This is a genomic window from Variovorax sp. 10L421 (assembly GCF_056395365.1).
In genome coordinates this window covers 284,431-302,728 of the sequence record NZ_JBFTJJ010000001.1, presented here as the reverse complement: position 1 = coordinate 302,728, position 18,298 = coordinate 284,431, and the positions used below count along the sequence as shown (strand labels likewise).

16 protein-coding genes are annotated in these 18,298 nt (G+C 67.2%); 1 reads left to right on the top strand and 15 read right to left on the bottom strand.

All coding sequences use genetic code 11. The features are described from left to right. Positions 1-15: 15 nt before the first annotated feature. The 15 genes from AC1DFC_RS01440 to AC1DFC_RS01370 all read right to left on the bottom strand — a co-directional run bounded on the left by AC1DFC_RS01440 (position 16) and on the right by AC1DFC_RS01370 (position 17,654). Positions 16-1,179 carry an ABC transporter substrate-binding protein gene (locus AC1DFC_RS01440; RefSeq protein WP_478178597.1) on the bottom strand — a complete coding sequence of 388 codons (1,164 nt, stop codon included), beginning with the start codon at positions 1,177-1,179 and terminating at the stop codon, positions 16-18. 40 nt (positions 1,180-1,219) lie between these two features. Continuing rightward, positions 1,220-1,684: an aromatic-ring-hydroxylating dioxygenase subunit beta gene (locus tag AC1DFC_RS01435; RefSeq protein ID WP_413313438.1), complete on the bottom strand. Its 465-nt coding sequence runs from the start codon at positions 1,682-1,684 to the stop codon at positions 1,220-1,222. Continuing rightward, positions 1,681-3,000 (bottom strand): aromatic ring-hydroxylating dioxygenase subunit alpha, encoded by a 1,320-nt coding sequence (locus tag AC1DFC_RS01430; RefSeq protein WP_413313440.1) that lies wholly within the window; start codon positions 2,998-3,000, stop codon positions 1,681-1,683. Before AC1DFC_RS01430 ends, AC1DFC_RS01435 begins: the two co-directional genes overlap by 4 nt. Positions 3,001-3,022: 22 nt before the next feature. Next, a complete protein-coding gene (locus AC1DFC_RS01425) occupies positions 3,023-4,168 on the bottom strand; it encodes an ABC transporter substrate-binding protein (protein WP_478178596.1) in 1,146 nt (381 codons plus the stop codon). 1 nt (position 4,169) lies between these two features. Continuing rightward, positions 4,170-5,336 (bottom strand): ABC transporter substrate-binding protein, encoded by a 1,167-nt coding sequence (locus AC1DFC_RS01420; RefSeq protein ID WP_478178595.1) that lies wholly within the window; start codon positions 5,334-5,336, stop codon positions 4,170-4,172. Between the two features lie 52 nt (positions 5,337-5,388). Then, entirely contained in the window at positions 5,389-6,123 is a 735-nt protein-coding gene (locus AC1DFC_RS01415) for an SDR family oxidoreductase (RefSeq protein ID WP_478178594.1), read from the bottom strand. Beyond that, positions 6,120-6,932 (bottom strand): cyclase family protein, encoded by an 813-nt coding sequence (locus AC1DFC_RS01410; RefSeq protein WP_478178593.1) that lies wholly within the window; start codon positions 6,930-6,932, stop codon positions 6,120-6,122. The genes AC1DFC_RS01415 and AC1DFC_RS01410 overlap by 4 nt, the downstream gene beginning before the upstream one ends. Positions 6,933-6,948: 16 nt before the next feature. Beyond that, positions 6,949-8,202 carry an SDR family NAD(P)-dependent oxidoreductase gene (locus tag AC1DFC_RS01405; protein ID WP_478178592.1) on the bottom strand — a complete coding sequence of 418 codons (1,254 nt, stop codon included), beginning with the start codon at positions 8,200-8,202 and terminating at the stop codon, positions 6,949-6,951. Further along, positions 8,199-9,371, bottom strand: a complete 1,173-nt coding sequence (locus tag AC1DFC_RS01400; protein WP_478178591.1) for a thiolase family protein — start codon at positions 9,369-9,371, stop codon at positions 8,199-8,201. The genes AC1DFC_RS01405 and AC1DFC_RS01400 overlap by 4 nt, the downstream gene beginning before the upstream one ends. Continuing rightward, positions 9,368-11,005 carry an AMP-binding protein gene (locus AC1DFC_RS01395; protein ID WP_478178590.1) on the bottom strand — a complete coding sequence of 546 codons (1,638 nt, stop codon included), beginning with the start codon at positions 11,003-11,005 and terminating at the stop codon, positions 9,368-9,370. Before AC1DFC_RS01395 ends, AC1DFC_RS01400 begins: the two co-directional genes overlap by 4 nt. A gap of 7 nt (positions 11,006-11,012) precedes the next feature. After that, positions 11,013-11,501 (bottom strand): aromatic-ring-hydroxylating dioxygenase subunit beta, encoded by a 489-nt coding sequence (locus AC1DFC_RS01390; RefSeq protein ID WP_478178589.1) that lies wholly within the window; start codon positions 11,499-11,501, stop codon positions 11,013-11,015. Then, positions 11,501-12,814, bottom strand: a complete 1,314-nt coding sequence (locus AC1DFC_RS01385) for an aromatic ring-hydroxylating dioxygenase subunit alpha (protein ID WP_478178588.1) — start codon at positions 12,812-12,814, stop codon at positions 11,501-11,503. The genes AC1DFC_RS01390 and AC1DFC_RS01385 overlap by 1 nt, the downstream gene beginning before the upstream one ends. A gap of 16 nt (positions 12,815-12,830) precedes the next feature. After that, positions 12,831-13,823, bottom strand: coding sequence for a PDR/VanB family oxidoreductase (locus tag AC1DFC_RS01380; protein ID WP_478178587.1), 993 nt, complete (start codon positions 13,821-13,823; stop codon positions 12,831-12,833). 16 nt (positions 13,824-13,839) lie between these two features. Continuing rightward, positions 13,840-15,324, bottom strand: a complete 1,485-nt coding sequence (locus AC1DFC_RS01375; RefSeq protein ID WP_478178586.1) for an indolepyruvate oxidoreductase subunit beta family protein — start codon at positions 15,322-15,324, stop codon at positions 13,840-13,842. Positions 15,325-15,461: 137 nt separating this feature from the next. Further along, positions 15,462-17,654 carry a thiamine pyrophosphate-dependent enzyme gene (locus AC1DFC_RS01370; RefSeq protein WP_478178585.1) on the bottom strand — a complete coding sequence of 731 codons (2,193 nt, stop codon included), beginning with the start codon at positions 17,652-17,654 and terminating at the stop codon, positions 15,462-15,464. Positions 17,655-17,799: 145 nt separating this feature from the next. Here AC1DFC_RS01370 and AC1DFC_RS01365 point away from each other — a divergent pair, with 145 nt between their 5' ends. Further along, entirely contained in the window at positions 17,800-18,282 is a 483-nt protein-coding gene (locus AC1DFC_RS01365) for a MarR family winged helix-turn-helix transcriptional regulator (RefSeq protein WP_007831268.1), read from the top strand. Positions 18,283-18,298: the final 16 nt, after the last annotated feature.

The following is an 18,298-nucleotide window of genomic DNA, read 5'->3' as shown; positions in this document are numbered from 1 at the left end:
TCAAGGGCGAGCGGTTCAAGGTGCGAGCTTCCATTGGCCGTTGTCGAGCTTGACGATCACGCGGGCGCGTTCGTCCACGCCGTAGAGGCTGCCGGGCTTGAAGGTGTAGACGCCGTGCGTGCCCACCACTTCCTTCGTGCTGAAGATGGCGTCGCGCAGCGCCACGCGGAACTCGGGCGTGCCCGGCTCGGCCTTCTTCATGGCGCGCGATGCGGCGTCCGCAAACACCAGCCAGCCGTCGAACGAATAGGCCGAGTAGGCGTCGCCGGTTGGCGCGTTGTTCGCTTTCTGGAACACGGCGCGAAACTCGGTCGCGATCTTCTTGGTCGGGTAGTTGTCGGGCAATTGCTCGGCCACGATCACCGGGCCGGTGGGCATCAGCGCGTTCTGGCCGGCCGCGCCGACCACCCGCACGAAGTCGGGGTTGATCAAGCCGTGCTGGCCGTACACGCCACCCTTGAAGCCGCGCTCCTGCAATGCGAGGAACGGCAGTGCGCCCGGCGTTCCGGCGCCGCCGGTCATCACCGCATCGGGCCGCAGCGCCACGATCTTCAGCACCTGCCCCGTCACCGACGCGTCGGCGCGCGCATAGCGCTCGTTGCTCACCACCTTGATGCCGGCCTCGGGCGCGGCCTTCATCAGTGCGTTGTAGACCAGGTCGCCCCAGGCATCGGAGAAGCCGATGTAGCCCACCGTCTTCACGTTGTTGCGCTTCATGCGCTCGACGACCGCATCGATCATCAATTGCGTGGGCTGGGCCACGGTCATGACCCAGGGGTTCTCGTTCGGGTCGAGCAAGATGGGCGTGAGGCCGATCATCGGCGTCTTCGCTTCCTTGCCAACCTGCGCCATCGCGATGGCGGCGGGCACGCCCGAGGTGCCCATGAGCACGTCGACCTTGTCCTCCTCGATCAGCTTGCGCGCGTTGCGCCCGGCCGTGGTCGGGTCGGAGCCGTCGTCCAGCACGATGAGCTGGACCTTGCGGCCGTTCACCTCCGGCTTGTACGCCAGCGCGGCCTGCATGCCCTTGGCATAGGGCACGCCCAGCGAGGAATTCGGCCCTGAGAGCGACACGCTGAGACCGACCTTGAGGTCGGCCGCCAGCGCGCTCCCAACACCACAGGCAATCAGCGCTGCGGCGAGTGCACCGCGCGTCAAGGTCTGCATCAGGCTCTTCATGTCGTAGCTCCGGTGAGGATGGTTGGAATGGACAGGTAACTCAGATGAACAACTGGATGGCCGGCAACGCACGCGTGGCGTTGAGCAGGTCGATGCGCTTCTCGCGGATGCGCCAGCCGGCCGGCGTGCGAACGAGGTGATGGCGCGCGGTGCCGCTCAGCAGGATCTGGGATTCGCCTCGCGCTTCGACGTACAGGAATGGCGTGCGCAGGCGCGCTTCATCGGCGTTCTCGTGCTCGATGCGCGAGGGCTGCAGCACGTGCTGGCTGTGGCTGGCTGGATGCTGCGAATGCGCGCGCGGGCTCTTGAGGCGCTCCACGCGCAACTGCAGCAGCAGCCGGTCTTCATAGGCCAGCGAGTTGTGCGAGAACGGATCGGCCTGCGCAGCGCCGAGCAGCGGCACCCAGTAGTGGCCGTCGTCGGCAAAGAGCGCCAGCCAGTCGTCGAAGCGCCGCTCGTCGAGCAGGGCCGCTTCGTGGGCGGCGAAATCGCGCGGAACGGTCATGGCGCGGCCTCCACCGACATCGACTTCGCCCAGGCGCGGAATTGATTGCGCATGAGCAGCTCGTTGGTGCCGTTGGTGGTGATGGTCGACTGCGCGAGCTCGGCCGCATCGAAGTTGCGGTGCAGGCTCACCCATTCGTTGCCGCCCGCGCGCAGGCCCTGCTGGATGCTCTCGAACAGGTGCACGTCATCGTGCGCCACCACCGACATCGGTGAGAAAACAAGCCGGTTGTAGCTCATGGCGCGCTCGAACAGCAGCGCGGGTGCGCCGGCCGCGCGGAAGCTCCACGCCTCGATCAGCGTGCGGCCGGCGGCCAGCGGACGGATCACGCGGATGGCCTGCGGCGAGCCCTTGACCGACAGGCTCGGATAAAGAACGGAGTTCTGCGGCGATCTCTGCAGAATTTCGGTGGCGCGCCCAATGCCGTGCGCCGCCTGCATCGCGGCCTCGTACTCCGGCAGCTGCGCATAGTTGGAGTGGATGCTGAAGTTCACGCCCAGCACGCTGTGGCCATTGGCGAACACGCGCCCGCCCATCTTGTCGAAGAACTCGTAGCCCGAGCCGAAGGGCAGGATCTGCTCCATCGCCATCGGCTTGGGGTCCGTGGGCGCGTGGCCTTCCCACAGCGCCTCGGCCGCCTTGGTGGCCGACTCGTGCGTGGACATCGGGTGCACCGTGTCGTTGATGTTCTCGAGGTACATCTTCCAGTTGCAGTGGACGATGTTGCGCAGCACGCCACCGCCCACGGTGAGATTGCCCTCGGGCGAGCGGTCGACCATGTTGTCGATGGCACCCAGCACCTCGCCGAAGTAGTCATCGAACGATGGCCCCGTGTCGGAGAGGCGCACGAACACGAAGTCGCGGTACACCTTCACATGCCTCACCACCGACAGCCCCTGCCCCGACTCGCACGCCTTGAGCTGCGTGCCCTCGTAGCCGTTCTTCAACGGTACCCCGAGCGGCGCGCCGTCGAGCTTGTAGGTCCACGCGTGATACGGGCAGCGGAAGAAGCGGCCGGTGTTGCCGCTCTCGTCCGTCACCAGTTGCGTGCCCTTGTGGGCGCAGCGGTTGTAGAGTACGTGCACCGCGCCGTCGGGCTGCCGCACCATCAGCAGCGGCCGGCCCGCGATGTCCTGCGCCACGAAGTCGCCGGGCTCGGGCACCTGGCTCGCATGGCCGAGGAAGACCCAGCTGTTCGCGAACAGGCGCTCCTGCTCGAGCGCGAAGATCTCCTCGCTCAGGTACAGGTCGCGATGCACGCGGTCGTGCTGCACGAGGGCGGCGACGCGTTCGGGATAGTGGCGATAGCTGGTCATCGACGTGGGCCCGGGTCTTTTTTCAGGGAACCAGCTTCCACTGCCCCCTGTTCATCTGCACGATCACCACGCCGCGCCGGTCGGAGCCATAGCTATCGCCGGGCTTGAAGGTGTAGATGCCGTGCGTACCCACCAGCTCCTTGGTGCTCACGATGGCGTCGCGCAGGGCGGTGCGGTATTGCGGTGTGCCGGGCTCGCCCTTGGCGCGCGAGGCGGCATCCGCCAGCAGCAGGTAGGCGTCGTAGGTGTAGGAAGAAAAGGCGTCGGTCGGCACCGCGCCGTTCACTTTCTGGTAGGCGTTGCGAAAGCCCATCGACACCTTCTTGATGGGGTTGCTGTCGGGCAACTGGTCGGCCACCAGCACCGGGCCGCTGGGCACCTGCAGGCCTTCGACGGAGGCGCCGCCCACGCGCACGAAGTCGGCGTTGATGAGGCCGTGCGTGCCATAGATCTTTCCCTTGTAACCGCGCTCGGCCAGTGCGATGTAAGGCAACGCACCGGGCGTGCCGGAATTGCCCGCGAACACGGCGTCGGGTCGAGCCGCGACGATCTTCAGCACCTGCCCGGCCACCGAGGAATCGCTGCGCGCATAACGCTCGTTGGCCACCACCTTGATGCCGGCAGCATCGGCGCTCTTCACGAGCGAGTCGTAGGCCAGGTCGCCCAGTGCGTCCGAGAAGCCGATGAAGGCGACCGTCTTCACGCCGGACTTCTGCATGCGGTCGACCACGCCCGCGACCATGAGCGGGAATGGCTGCGACACCGTCACCGTCCACGCGCCCTCGGGGCCGGCGATGGTGACCGGCGTGGGCGAGATCAACGGTGTGTTCAGTTCCCTGGCCACCGCAGCGATGGCCATCGCACCTGGCACGCCGGAGGTTCCTATGAGCACGTCGACCTTGTCTTCGGTCACCAGCTTGCGTGCGTTGCGGCCGGCGGTGGTGGGGTCTGACGCGTCGTCGAGCACGATCAACTGGACCTTGCGGCCGGCGATCTCGGGATGCTCGGCAATGGCAGCGCGGATGCCCTTCTCGTACGGAATGCCGAGCGCAGCCACCGGACCCGAGAGCGAGCTGATGAAGCCGATCTTCAGGTCAGCCGCCATGGCCTGCGAAGCTGCCAGAGCAAGCACTGTGGCGCCAAGGATGTGGGCTAGCTTGTTCTTCATCTCAGGGCACCAGCTTCCATTGACCCTTTTCGAGCTTCACGACGACGCGCGAGCGATCATCCGAGCCATAGCGATCAGTGGGCTTGAAGTTGTAGACCGAATGCGTGCCCACCAGCTCCTTGGTGCTCACGATGGCATCACGCAGCGCCAGCCGGAATTGCGGCGTGCCGGGCTCAGCCTTGCTGGCCAGCGCACGCTGCGCAGCATCGAGATAGATCAGCCACGCATCGAAGCTGTAGGCCGAGAAGGTATCAGTGGGCGCCGCGCCGTTGGCCTTCTGGTAGGCAGCGCGAAAGTCCATCGCGATCTTCTTCATCGGGTTGTTGTCGGGCAGCTGCTCGGCCACCACCACCGGGCCCGTGGGCGCCAGCAGGCCTTCGACCGACGAACCGCCGACGCGGATGAAGTCGGGGTTGATCAGCGAGTGCATGCCGTAGATCCTTCCCTTGTAGCCACGCTCGGTCAACGCGAGGTACGGCAACRCACCGGGGGTGCCCGAGGCACCGGTAATGACCGCATCAGGCCGCAGCGCCACGATCTTCAGCACCTGCCCGGCCACCGACGAATCGCTGCGCGCATAACGCTCGTTCGACACCACCTTGATGCCGGCCGTGGGCGCCGATTTCATGAGCGCGTCGTAGACCAGGTCGCCCCAGGCGTCGGAGTAGCCGATGTAGGCCACCGTCTTCACGCCGGCCTGCTTCATCTTCTCGACCATCGCACCCATCATCAACGGCGCGGGCTGCGGCAGCGTCACCATCCAGGCGCCGTCCTCGCCGGCCAGGTCGGCATTGGCGATGGAGATCAGCGGTGTCTTCGTCTCGCGCGCCACGCCGGCAATGGCCAGCGAGCCGGGTGCGCCGGCCGTCCCGATGATGACGTCGACCTTGTCTTCCTCGATCAGCTTGCGCGCATTGCGCGCGGCCGTGGACGGGTCGGACGCATCGTCGAGCTGGATCACCTGCACCTTGCGACCGCCGACTTCGGACTTGTAGGCCAGCGCGGCTTTCATGCCCTTGTCGTAGGGAATGCCGAGCGAAGACACCGGTCCCGACATCGAGGTGATGAAGCCGACCTTGAGATCGGCGGCCCATGCGCCCGCGGCGCTCAGCGCGCCGAGGCCCGCGGCAATGGCCGCGAGTGTGCGAATTCGGTTCAGGACTTTCATGGCGATGCTCCAGGGATGGTTTGGGATGAACGTGGAAAAGCGAAAGAAGAATTCAGAGGGCCAGGCTGCCGACGCTGGTACCGCCGCACACGTACAGCACCTGGCCGGTGACGAAGCTGCTGTCGGCATCGGCGAAGAAACGCACGGCGCGTGCCACATCGGCCGATTCGCCGAGGCGCCTGACCGGCACCGAGGCGGCGAGCGCGCGTTCCTTCTCGCTGCCGGCCTCGATCACGTCGTAGAACATGTCGGTGCGGATCGGCCCCGGGGCCACCACGTTCACCGTGATGCCGTCCGCAGCAAGTTCCAGCGCCCAGGTGCGCGCCATGCCCAGCATGCCGGCCTTGGTGGCCGAATAGCTGGTGCGCGTGGCCAGGCCCAGCGCAGCGCGCGACGACAGCAGCACCACGCGGCCGAAGCGCTGTGCGCGCATCGCGGGCAATGCGCCCTGCACCAACTGGATCGCGCAGCCCAGGTGCAGGTCGACCAGCGCATCGAGGTCGTCGAGCTTCACGTCGGGCAGCAGCGCGGCGCGTATGACGCCGGCGTTGTGGACGATGGTGGTCGGCGCAAAGCGTTCGACCAGTTCGCGCACCGCTTCGCCCGTGGCGGCGCGGTCGCTCAGGTCGACCTCGAGGCTGTGCAGCTTCGGATGGCCGATCTCGGCCTTGCGGCGCGCGAGCGAGACCACCTCGTAGCCCTGCGCGAGCAGGTCTTCGCAGATGGCCTTGCCGATGCCGGCGCTGCCGCCGGTGACCGCCGCGACCTTGGGTGCCGCGCCGCTCATGCCGATGCCCCCACCAGCGCCAGCACCCGCAGCGGACTGCCGCTGCCCTTCTCGATCTTCAGCGGCGGGCAGATCAGCACCGCGCCCGACGGCGGCAGCAGGTCGAGGTTGCTCAGGCACTGCAGCCCGTAGCGCCCCGCGCCGTGCATGTAGTAGTGGCACGGGTACGGCGGGCGCAGGTGGTAGCCCTGCCCCGCGTCGGTGCCGATGGCCTCCGAGCCGAAGCCCAGCACGTCGCGCTGTTCGACCAGGAAGCGCACGGCCTCGGTGCTCGGGCCCGGCGTGTGCTGGCCGGTTTCGTCGAAGTTCTGGTAGGCCTCGGGGTCGGTGCGCTTGGACCAGTCGGTGCGCATCAGCACCCACGCACCCTTCGGGATGCGGCCGTGTGCCGCTTCGTAGCGCTCGATGTCGGCCACGCTCAGCAGGTAGTCGTCGTTCGCCTGCACGTCGGCCGAGCAGTCGATCACGCAGGCCGGCGCCACGAAGTGCTGCACGGGAATGGTGTCGACCGAGTTGTTCGGCAGGTCGCGGCCCGAGATCCAGTGGATCGGCGCGTCGAAGTGCGTGCCGGTGTGCTCGCCGCACGAGAAGTTGTTCCAGTACCAGCCCGGACCGCGCTCGTCGTACTTCGACACTTCCTCGATGCGGAAGGGCCAGCACTGCCCCATCTCGGGCGGCAGCGCGATCTGCGGAAACTCGGGCGTGAGCGTCTGCGTGAGGTCGATCACGCGGATGCGGCCGCTGGCCATCGCGGTCACGAGGCCGCCGAGGATTTCTGCGGCGGACATCAGTTCGGTTGTCGTGCTCATTCGTTTGGCTCCTGTCTCAGCCGCCCGCCGCGAGTTCGCGTTCGAGCACCTTCGGGTTGTCTCGCCAGCGTTCCAGCCATTCCTGCGCCACGTCGCCGGGATACACGTCCTCGACGCCGTCGCGCAGCGCCTTGACGATGGCATTGGCCAGCGCGGTGGGTGCCAGCTTGGGCGGCGGCGTGTGCTGGTTCCATTCGTCGTCGATGGGCCCCGGGAACACATTGATCACGCGGATGCCGGCCGGCCGCATCTCGGCACGCAGGCACTGCGCAAGCGAATGCGCAGCGGCTTTCGACGCGCTGAAGGTGCCGTGCGGCGGGAAGTTGCTCAGCGCGTAGATCGACAGCAGGTTGACCCAGGCCGTGGCGCCCGTCGCGCCGTCGGCCGAGCGGCCCTTCAGCGCAGGGCCGAACTCCTGTGCGAGGCGCAGCAGGCCGAAGTAGTTGATGTCCATCTCGGCCTTGGCCACGTCGGTGCCGCGCCGCGCGCCGATGCCGAAGGTGCGGTGCACCTCGGCGTTGTTGATCACGATGTCGACCTTGCCGCCGATGGAGCCCGCAAGCTCCGTCACCTGGCGGCCGTTGGTCAGATCGAGCGGCACCAGCGTGACTTGCGGCAGCGCCGAGATGTCGTCGAGCCCGTCGCCCATCTTCTTCCAGGGCTCGGCATGGCCGACCCAGACGATGTCGGCGCCAGCCTTCACCAGCGCGCGCACGATGGCCTGGCCGGTCTCGGTCTTGCCGTCGGTCACCAGCGCCTTGCGGAACTTCGGATCACTGGTCATTTCGCGAAGCATCTTGTCGTCGGCCATATGGGCACTCCCTTCATTCGGAAAACCAATGAGAACGGCCTGCCCCGCGCGGTCGAGCCGGGCGCCGACACGCACTCGCTGCGGCGCATCACCAACCTCACCATGCAGGTGGACCATGAGCGTCGGGCCGGCATCGAGGTGCACCAGGCCCAGCCGCCAGGGCAGCCGCTCGCGGAAGAACAAGTCGTTGCTGTGATGCAGCGTGGTGCTGCCGAGCAGCTCCCCCTCGCCGCTCTGCTGGCGCCAGCGCAAGGCGGCCGAGAGGCATTTGTGGCAAACCTCGCGCGGCGGGTACTGCACCGTGCCGCATCGGTCGCAGGCCTGCAGCTCGAAGCGGCCTTCGGCAGCCGCCGCCGTGAGGCCGAGCGCCACGCGGCCGCGCGCGCCGGGCGGCAGGTTCATCTGCCGGGTGCGCAGCACCGGGTTCTTGCGCGGGGGGCGCATCAAGGGCATCGTCATGCGGGTCTCCCCAGGATCACCGCGCCTGTGCACAGGCAGCGGTCGTAGGTCACCATGCCGAAGCCGGCGACAAGGCCCAGCTGTGCATCGGGCACGGTGCGTGGACCTGCTTGATCGGTCAGTTGGCGGATCGCCTCGACCATGCCGAGGAAGCCGCCTGCCGCACCGGCCTGTCCCGCCGAGAGCTGGCCGCCACTGGTGTTGTTCGGAAAGCTGCCGTCGAAGGTCATGGTGTGCGACTGCACGAAGGCCGGGCCCTCGCCCTTCTCGCAGAAGCCCAGATCCTCGAACTGCATCATCACGATGACGGGGTAGTCGTCGTAGGTCTGCACGAAGTCGAGCTCGGCGGGCTGGATGCCGGCCTGCGCGTACAGGTCATCGCGATCCTTGCGCCATCCGCCCTGCACCATCACGGGGTCTTCGGCGTAGGCGTTGTGGCGTTCGATGGCGCCGCGGATCACCACGTGCGCCAGGCCCAGGTCGCGTGCGCGCTCCTCGCTCATCACGAGGAAGGCATCGGCGCCCGCACAGGGCATCACGCAGTCGAACAGGTGGATCGGGTCGGAGATGGGCCGCGCGGCCATGTACTCGTCGAGGGTCAGGCCCTTCTTGAACATCGCGTTCGGGTTGCCGAGCGCGTTGGTGCGCTGGTCGACGCAGATGCGGCCGAAGTGTTCGCGCTTCGCGCCGTAGGTGCGCATGTAGTTGGCGGTGATGAACGCGAAGATCGAGTTCGGGCCGCCCGAGCCGTAGGGGTAGCTTGCGTCGCGCGCGAAGTTGCTGAAGCTGCCCAGCGTCTGGCGGAAGGAATCGACGTGGTTGGTGTCGGCGCCCACGCAGGCCACGATGTCGGCATCGCCCGCCTGCACCGCCCGCGCCGCGCGGCGCAGGCACATCACCCCCGAAGCACCGCCGGTGGGCACATGGTCGAGCCAGCGCGGCGACAGGCCCAGGTGCTGCGTGACGCCCACGGCCGTGTCGGGCGCGAGCGAAAAGCTGCTGAGGCACAGGCCGTCGATCTGTTCCTTGGCCACGCCGCTGGCCCGGACCAGCGCCTCGATGGCCTGGCCGATGAACCAGTGGGCGGTGCGTGTGGAGTAGCGCACATAGGGCACCGTGATGGGCACGGCCACCGCGACGCCTTCGTAGGAAAGCCGGCTGCGAGTCATGACTGCCTCTTCTTCATCGCGCGGGTGTCGATGCAGTGGCCCTGCCCCGGCAGCGACTGCGCCATCTCGCGCAATTGCCCGCGCTGGATCTTCTGCGACGGCGTGAGCGGCAGCGCATCGACGAATGCCACATAGCCGGGCGCCTTGTAGTACGCCAGCTGGTCCAGCGCATGCGCGACGATGCTGGCGGCGAGCTGCTCGCGCTGCGATGCATCGGCGCCTTCGCGCACCACGATGCAGGCCAGCACCTCGTCGCCGCGCACCGCGTCAGGCGTGGCGGCCACGGCGGACGCCTTCACCGCCGGGTGCTGGTTGAGCACGCTCTCCACTTCGACGGCCGAGATGTTCTCGCCGCTGCGGCGGATCACGTTCTTCTTGCGGTCGACGAAGAAGAAGTTGCCTTCGGCATCGCGGCGCACGAGGTCGCCGGTGTGGAACCAGCCGCCGGCCCAGGCTTCGCGCGTGGCGTCGTCGTCCTTCAGGTAGCCCGAGAAGAAATAACGCTTCGGGTCGCTGCCGGCCGAACGCACCAGCAACTCGCCGGGTGCATCGACGCCGACTTCATCGCCGTCTTCACCCACCAGGCGGATCTCGACAAAGTCCTCCTGCCGGCCGAAGCAGCTGGTGCCCACGAGCCGCGGCTCGCGATTTGCCATGATGCAGGCGGCAGCGCCGGTCTCGGTCATGGCCCAGGCCTCGACCAAAGGGAAACCAAAACGCTCTTCGAAAGGCGCGTGGTTCTTGCGGTCGACGCCGGCACCGAAGCCCCAGCGGATCGCATGGTCGCGGTCGGCGGCCGATGCCGGTGCGGAAAGCAGCATCGCAGGCATCACGCCCAGGTAGTGCGCAATGGTCGCGCCGCTTTCGCGTGCGCTCGCGAGCCAGGTCTTCGGATGGAAGCGGTCGAGCTGTACCAGGCAGCCGCCCGCGACCAGCACCACCATCGTGGAGAAGGCCATCGCGTTCATGTGGTTGAGCGGCAGCGGCGTGATGACGCGCTCGGCATCGCTCCGGATGCTGCAGACGCCGTCGAGCGCCGCATACCACTCGCCGGCGCGCAGGAAGTAGGCGTTGCTCAGGATGCAGCCCTTGGGGCGGCCGGTAGTGCCCGAGGTGTAGAGCAGGCCGCATTCGGTGTCGGCGCCGATGGGCTCGTGGGCGCGCGGCGCGCTGGTCCTCGCACGCGGCACCTCATCGTCGGGGCCCATCGTCTCGAAGGCCACACCGGCCTGTACAGCCGCCACGCGCAGGTCTCCGGCGCGCTCCGGCAGCGTCACCGCCAGGCCGATTTCGCTGTGGCCGATCAGGTAGACCAATTCGGCCGAGCGCATCTCCGCGTTGATCGGCACCACGCTCGCACCCAGTGCGTTGAGTGCGAACCAGTGGAAAAGGAATGCGGGCCGGTTCTCCAGCAGCAGGCCGACGCGGTGGCCATGGCCGTAGCCCGCTTGCGCGTAGGCCGCGCGAAGGCGCTCGACCTCGGCGGCAGCCTCGCCCCAGCGAATGGCGCCTGCCGTAATGCCGTAGGCGGCTGCGGTCACCGATTCGGTGAACAGGAACTCGGCCTGTGGCGCGCGGGCCGCGGTGGCTGCGAAGACCTGGTGGACGGTGGCCCGGACTGTGGCGTCTTGCATTGCGTCCCTAGATGAAGAGCTGCACGGCCGGCAACGCCGCGTCGCAGTTGAGCAGGTTGACGCGCTTGAGCGTCATGCGCAGCGCGCCGTCCTGCACCGTGAGGTGATGGAAGAAGGTGCCGACGTAGAACTGCAGTTCGTCGCCCTGCGACTCCGTGTAGTGGAACCCGGTGCGCACCACGTAGCGGTTCGCCTCGGCGTCGAATTGCTCGACCACCGGCATCTGCAGCAGGTGGTGGCAGCGGCTCGGCGGCTGTTGCGAGAAGGCGCGCGGGCTCTTGAGGCGCTCGATGCGCAGTTCGCGCAGCAGCTTGTCCTCGTAGAGATGCGAGGTGTGGTTGAGGCCGTCTTCCTGGTCGGGAACCAGCGGCACCCAGTAGAAGGCATCGTCGGTGAAGAGTGCGTTCCACTCCTCATAGCGGCGCGTGTCGAGCAGGTGCGCTTCGTTCACGACGAAATCGATCAGGACCTGGCGGGTGACTTCGATGCCGGCCATCACATGGTCTCCGTCATGCGCTGGACCCATGCGCGGTACTGGTTGCGCATCGGCAGCTCGTTGGTTCCGCCCGTGGTGATCTCTCCGCCCTTCAGCTCCGACGGGTCGTAGTTGCGATGCAGGCTCACCCACTCGTTGCCGCTCGCATGCAGGCCTGCCTGCATGCCGCGGTAGGCCTGCAGGTCGTCATGCCCCACCACCGAGAACGGCGAGTTGATGAGCCGGTTGTACATGGTGGTGCGCTGCAGCAGCTCGGGCGGCGCGCCCTTGAGGCGGAAGGTCCAGCTCTCGATCAGCGTCCTGTCGGCCGAGATCGGCTTGACCACGCGGATCGCCTGGATCGCGCCCTTGATCGTGAGGTTCGGGTAGTACACCGTGTTGTGGCGCGCCATGCCGAGGATCTGCGCGGTTTTTTCCTCGCCGTAGCGCGCCTTCATGGCGTCGTCATAGGCCGGGATCGCCTTGTACTTGCTGTGGATGCTGAAGTGCACACCCGTGAAGCTGTGGCCGTTGTCGTAGGTACGGATGCCCATGTCCTCGAAGAACTTGTAGTCGGACATGAAAGGCACGAACTGCTCGACCGCCATGGGCTTGGGCTCGTCGGCGGGCTTGTCGGCCCACATGCGCTTGGCGGTACCGGCGGAGGACTCGTGCGCCACCATGGGGTGCATGGTGTCGTTGAGGTTCTCGACGAACATCTTCCAGTTGCACTGGTGCATGAAGCGCAGGCAACCGCCGGCGATTTCCAGCTCGCCTTCGGGCGAACGGTCGGCCATGTTGTCGATGGAGCTCAGCGAGTCGCCGAAGTACGCGTCGAAGTCCGGCCCGGCGTCGTTGATCTTCACGAAGATGAAGCCGCGATGGCTGCGCACGTGCTTCAGCGTGGTGAGCCCCTTGGCCGATTCGCACTCGTGCAGCGCGGTGTTCTCGTAGCCGGTCTTGAGCGGAATCGCCAGCAGCGAGCCGTCGGTCTTGAAGGTCCAGGCGTGGTACGGGCAGCGGAAGAACTTGCCCGTGTTGCCGCAGGGCCCATTGACGAGCCGCGAGCCCTTGTGGGCACAGCGGTTCATCATGGCGCGCACGCTGCCGTCGGCGTGGCGCACGACGATCAGCGGGCGGCCGGCGATCTCGTTGCTGATCCAGTCGCCGGGCTTCGGCAGTTGGCTCTCGTGGCCGACATAGTTCCAGGTGTTGGCGAAGAAGTGCTCCTGCTCCAGCTCGAACAGTTCCTGGCTGGTGTACAGATCGCGGTGCACCTGGTCGTTGCGCACCAGCGCGCGGACGGCTTCAGGGTTGTCTCGGTATGAAGGCATGGTTCTCGTGGCTCCTTCAGAGGTCGAGCACTAGGCGCGCACCCTTGGCGCGCGAGATGCAGATCTGGATGACGTTGCCGGCCGCTTTCTCGCGGGCGGTGAGCACGTAGTCGCGATGCTCGATCTCGCCTTCGATGACGGGCACGGCGCACACGCCGCATTCGCCGCGCTTGCAGTCGAACATCGGGTCGCAGCCGTGCTCGATCAGGCAATCGAGGATGCTCTGGTCGGCCGGCACTGTGAAGCGCTGGCCCGACTGGGCGAGTTCCACCTCGAAGGGCTGGTCGCCCGCTTCCACGACCGGCTCGGTGAAGAGTTCGAAGTGCACGCGGTCGTGCTCCCAGCCGCGCGCCTGGGTGCGGGCCAGCACGGCGTCCAGCATGAGCTTGGGGCCGCAGACGTAGAGGCGGTCGCCAGCGGGCACGCCGTCGAGCAGCGCGTCGATGTCGAGAGGCGCACCGGTTTCGGCATCGGCGTGCACGCGCAGGTCGTCGCCGAGCAGCGCCTGCAGCTCGGGCAGGAAGGCCATCAGCTCGCGGCTGCGGCCGGCGTAGTGCATGCGCACCGGCGCCTCTTCGGCGCGGCGGCGCGCGGCCATGGTGGCAAGCGGCGTGACGCCGATACCACCCGCCACCAGCACGGTGCCGCCGGGACCGGTGTGCAGCGGAAAGTCGTTCTTCGGCGCCTCGATGGCGACCGTATCGCCTTCTTTCAGCTGCTCGTGCATGAAGCGCGAGCCGCCACGGCCTTCGGCCTCCTTGCGCACGGCGATCACGTACTCGGTTGGTGCGTTGGTGGCGTTGCGCGCGGTCGCGAAGTTGATGAGCGAGTAATGGCGCCAGTCGGTCTTGCCATCGGGCAGCGACACCTGCACGCGGATGTGGGAGCCGGCCGCGAAGCCTGGCAGCGCGCGGCCGTCTTCGGCGCGCAGGCGCAGCATGCGGATCAGCGGATTCAATGCCCGCGCTTCGACGACGCGCAGCGAGAGGGTGGCGGAGGGTGCGGTCATCTTCGTTGTCTCTTCGTCAGGCCAGTGCGTGCAGCGCCAGTGCAGCCTGCAGCTTGTGGCCGTGTTCGTCGGCCAGTGCCGCGTCGCGCAGTTCGCGCAGCGTGGCCGGTGCCAGCCCCGCGCCGGCGCGCTCGACGGCACGCATCACGGTGTCGTAGTTGCGAACGCCGCGCTCGTGCGTGTCGCTGTAGCCCTTCACGAGCCGCTGGCACTGCGCGAGTTCGACGGCGAGCTCCGGGTTGCGCTGCGCAGTCGCGGCGATGCGCTGCAGCCATTCCTCGATGCGGCGGTTCTCTTCGGCATAGCGCATCGTCGACAGGCGCCAGCGCTTCATGGCTGCCACCGTGCGCAACATCAGGTAGCCGCGCAGCGAGCTGGTCCGGATCACGCGGCCGTGCTGCGTGAAGCGCTCGACGAGCTTCTTCGGCAGCGTCGAATCCATGAGCCAGCGGCCGATGCCACCCGGCAGCGTCTCGCAGATTTCCTGCAGGCGTGGGTGCATGTATTCGTTGATGGCCAGCACCTGGCCCGGCTGCACGCGCGCCTCGCCGCGCACGCGCTCGAAGCGGGTCGCGCGGGTCTTCAGGGCCGCGACGCGGGCGGTGTCTTCGTAGGACATCCAGAGCGCAAGGTGGCGCGCGGTTTCGCGCAGCAGCCGGTGGTTGCCGGCCGGCAAGGCTGCCATGCGGTCGAGGTACAGGCCGGCGTAGGCCGGGTCCTGGTAGTCGATAAGGCGGCGCACGCCTTCGAGCAGGAAGTCTTGCGCGGCAGCCGGAAAGTCACGCTGCACGCGCTCGACCAAGGCACGCACGGCCGGGTGGCGGGGTTGCGGTGCCGGCGTGGCGAGCGGGGCCTCTTTCACCGGCTCGCCGTCGTCGCCGCCCTGCGCGCGGGCGAATGCGGCACCGAAGGCCTTGAGGCTGGGCTTCACACCTACGCCGCCGCGTTCGATCGTCGCCTCGAACTGCGCACGGCTGAACGGCAGCACGCCTGATCCTGCCAACGCACCAAAGAGCACAGCGCTGATCACGCTGCCCGAAGCCTCGGCCGCCTGTGCCATGTCGAAGCGGATGAAGCGCTTGGCGGCCCGCGCCGTGTGCGCGAGCAACTGGTCGCTGTCGACGCGGCCGTCACCCAGCGCACTCTTCTCCGCGATCGAGAACACACGGTGCGTGGAGGCGATCAGCGTGGTGCGGTCGTTCGTGACCAGCCCGCGCTGAACTGCGCGTCCGGCCTCCATAAGTTCCGACGCCAGCACCACGTCGACATCGCCCGGCAATGGCATCAATGCGAGCACGGGTCGGCCGCCGTCCGCCTCGGCCTGCGCGCTCGGATAAAGCTCGACGTAGTAGATGGTTGCGCCCGTGCGCTGCGCCACGCCTGGCACCGACGTGGTCTGCGCCACGTAGCCATTGGCCTCGCCCATGTCGACGATCCAGTCGGCCAGAACGCCGCCTCCCTCCCCGCCCATGGCGAGGATCGCGATCTTGATCGGGCTCATGGCTCCCCCCCAGTCTTGCTCACTTCGTGTAGCCGCCAACCCCCTACCGGGGACGATACCTGCGGCCCGGCAAAGCCGGTTCCGCGGCATCCCTGGCACTTCGACGCAATGTCTTCGCTTTGCATGGAGGGACTCATTCAGAAGGCATAGGCTTCACGGCGACGAGCCTCGCCGCGCTGCAGCCAGCCGATGACGGCAGCGCGCACACGCTCGCGCAGCAGGTCCCAGCGGCTCGGGTTGCTCACGATCTGCGCCTTGTAGAACGAGGGGCACAACACGGCGGCGTGCGAAACCTCGCCGCACACGCCGCAACCCACGCAGCTGTCGAGCACGGTCGCGACCGGGTCGGTGCGCAGCGGATCGGGGTTGGGCTTGATCGACAGCGACGGGCAGCCCGACAAGCGGATGCACGAGTGGTCGCCGGTGCAGGTGTCGGCGTCGACGCCGAACTTCTCGCGCACCATGCGCTTGCCGTCGGCGATCGCCTTGCGTACCAGCGGCTTCTCGCGGCGTTGCTTGTTGAGCATGCATTCCGACTGGGCGATCAGCACCTTCGGGCCCCGGGTCTTGGTGGTGAGCGCTTCTTTCAGCGCATCGCGCATGCCCGCGACGTCGTAGGTTCGGCGCAATGTCTTGACCCACTCGACGCCCACGCCGCGCACGGCGCGCTCGATTTCGTGGCCGGTACTGCGCGTCTTGTTGACGGCGTTCGACGAGAGGATGTCCTGCCCGCCCGTGGCCGAGGTGTAGTTGTTGTCGACGACGATGGTGAGGTTGTCGCTCTTGTTGAAGACCGCGTTCGCCACGCCGCTGGTAAGGCCGTTGTGCCAGAAGCCGCCGTCGCCCATCATCGAGATCGCGCGCTTGCCGGCCGGCGCGTTGAGCGCGGAAGCACCTGCGCCGCCGAGGCCGTAGCCCATGGTGGTGTTGCCGATGTTGAAGGGCGGCAGTATGGAGAACAGGTGGCAGCCGATGTCTGCGCTCACGTGGTGCGGGCCCAGTTCGCGCTCGACCAGCTTCATGGCGCTGAAGATGGGGCGCTCGGGGCAGCCGGTGCAGAAGCCCGGTGGACGGGCGTGGACCACTTCACCCAGCGCCGTGGACGGCAGTGCGGGCTCGGGTGCGGCATCGACGCCGATCGCTGCGACCTCCACCAGAGGGATCACCTTGCGCACGGGGGCGGGCACCGGCAGCGGCGCGAGCCGGTCGTAGCGCTCGCAGAAGCTGCGTGCGCCCTTCAGCAGTTCGGCGGCGGTGTATTCGCCGGCCACCGGCAGCATGTCCTTGCCATGCAGCGCGGTGGTCGAGCCGGCCTGTCGCAGAATGGTTGCAAGGTTCTGCTCGACGAAGTTGGGCTGCCCCTCTTCCACCACCATCACCGCGCGCTTGCCTTCGCAGAAGCGGATCACCTCGCTCTCGATGACCGGGTAGGCCACGTTCATCACGTAGAGCGGCACCTGCGTGTTGCCGTACACGTCGGCCAGGCCCAGGCGCTCTAGCGCGCGCAGCAGCGTGTTGTAGCTGCCGCCCTGCACGATGATGCCGATGTCGTCGGCGTCTTCGGAGAAGAACTCGTTGAGCTTGCGCTCCTCGATGAAGCGCACGGCGGCGGGCCAGCGGTCCTTCACCTTTTCCTGCTCGTGCACGAAGCTCGCGGGCGGCAGCACGATGCGCCCGACGTCGCGTTGTGGATTCTCGAGCGCGTCCTTCAGCGTGAACTTCGCGCGCTTGTTGTCGCCGGCGATGAAGTGGCCGTGCACATGGCAAGCGCGGATGCGCAGCTGCAGCATCACGGGCGTGTTGCTGGCTTCGGAGAGATCGAAGCCCTGCTTCACCGCATCGACGATGCTCGGCAGGTTGGGCCTCGGGTCGAGCAGCCAGATCTGCGACTTCATGGCGAACGCATGGCTGCGCTCCTGCATGATCGACGAGCCCTCGCCGTAGTCCTCGCCCACGATGATGAGCGCGCCGCCGGTCACGCCGCCCGACGCCAGGTTGGCCAACGCGTCGGAAGCCACGTTGGTGCCCACGGTGGCCTTGAAGGTGACGGCGCCGCGCAAGGGGTAGTTGACCGACGCCGCAAGCGTGGCGGCAGCAGTGGCTTCGCTTGCACTGTTCTCGAAGCGGATACCCTGCTCGGCAAGGATGTCCTGTGCGTCGGCCAGCACATCCATCAGGTGCGAGATGGGCGCGCCCTGGTAGCCCGCCACATAGGAAACTCCGGATTCGAGCAAGGCCTTGGTGACCGCCAGAATGCCCTCGCCACGAAAGACATCTCCGCCAGAAAGCCTCAGCTTCTTGACTTCTTCGACGAACGAACGCTCAGCCATTGGGGGTCCTTCTTCCTTCGCGTGGGAGGATGCGCTTCAGGTGCCACATCACGCTTCCTATAATGTTGACAAATGAATGTATCCACAATCATGAATTACCCTAGACATGCAAGCTGCGTGCCCGCGGCGACTGTGAGGTGCCTTCATGGCTGAACCAGATCCATCCACCGAATCGCATCGCTTCGTCGACGACTACCTGCCGGCGCTGCTGGCACAGGCCAGCCAATTGATTTCCTCGGAGTTCCATGAGGTCGCGCGGCAGCAGGGGTTCTCCGTGTCGGAATGGCGCGTGATGGCATCGCTTGCGGGCAGCGAGCCGATCAGCATCGGCCAGCTCGCACAGGTGACTGTCACCAAGCAGCCGACGGTGACGCGGCTGCTCGACCGCATGGAAGCACGCGGACAGGTCGAACGCCTGCCCCACGAAAGTGATCGCCGCATCACGCTGGTGCGCATCACGCGCAAGGGGCTGAAGGCGGTCGAGCATCTGATGGAACTCGCGCGCGACCACGAGCGGCGCGTGCTCGAACCCTTCGGGCTGCGGCGCGCCGAAGAGCTCAAGCAGACGCTGCGGCAGATGATCGACCTGCATGTGCACGTACCCGTCGAGGGGCCGGAAGAAGACTGAGTCTCCGCGCCTCGCT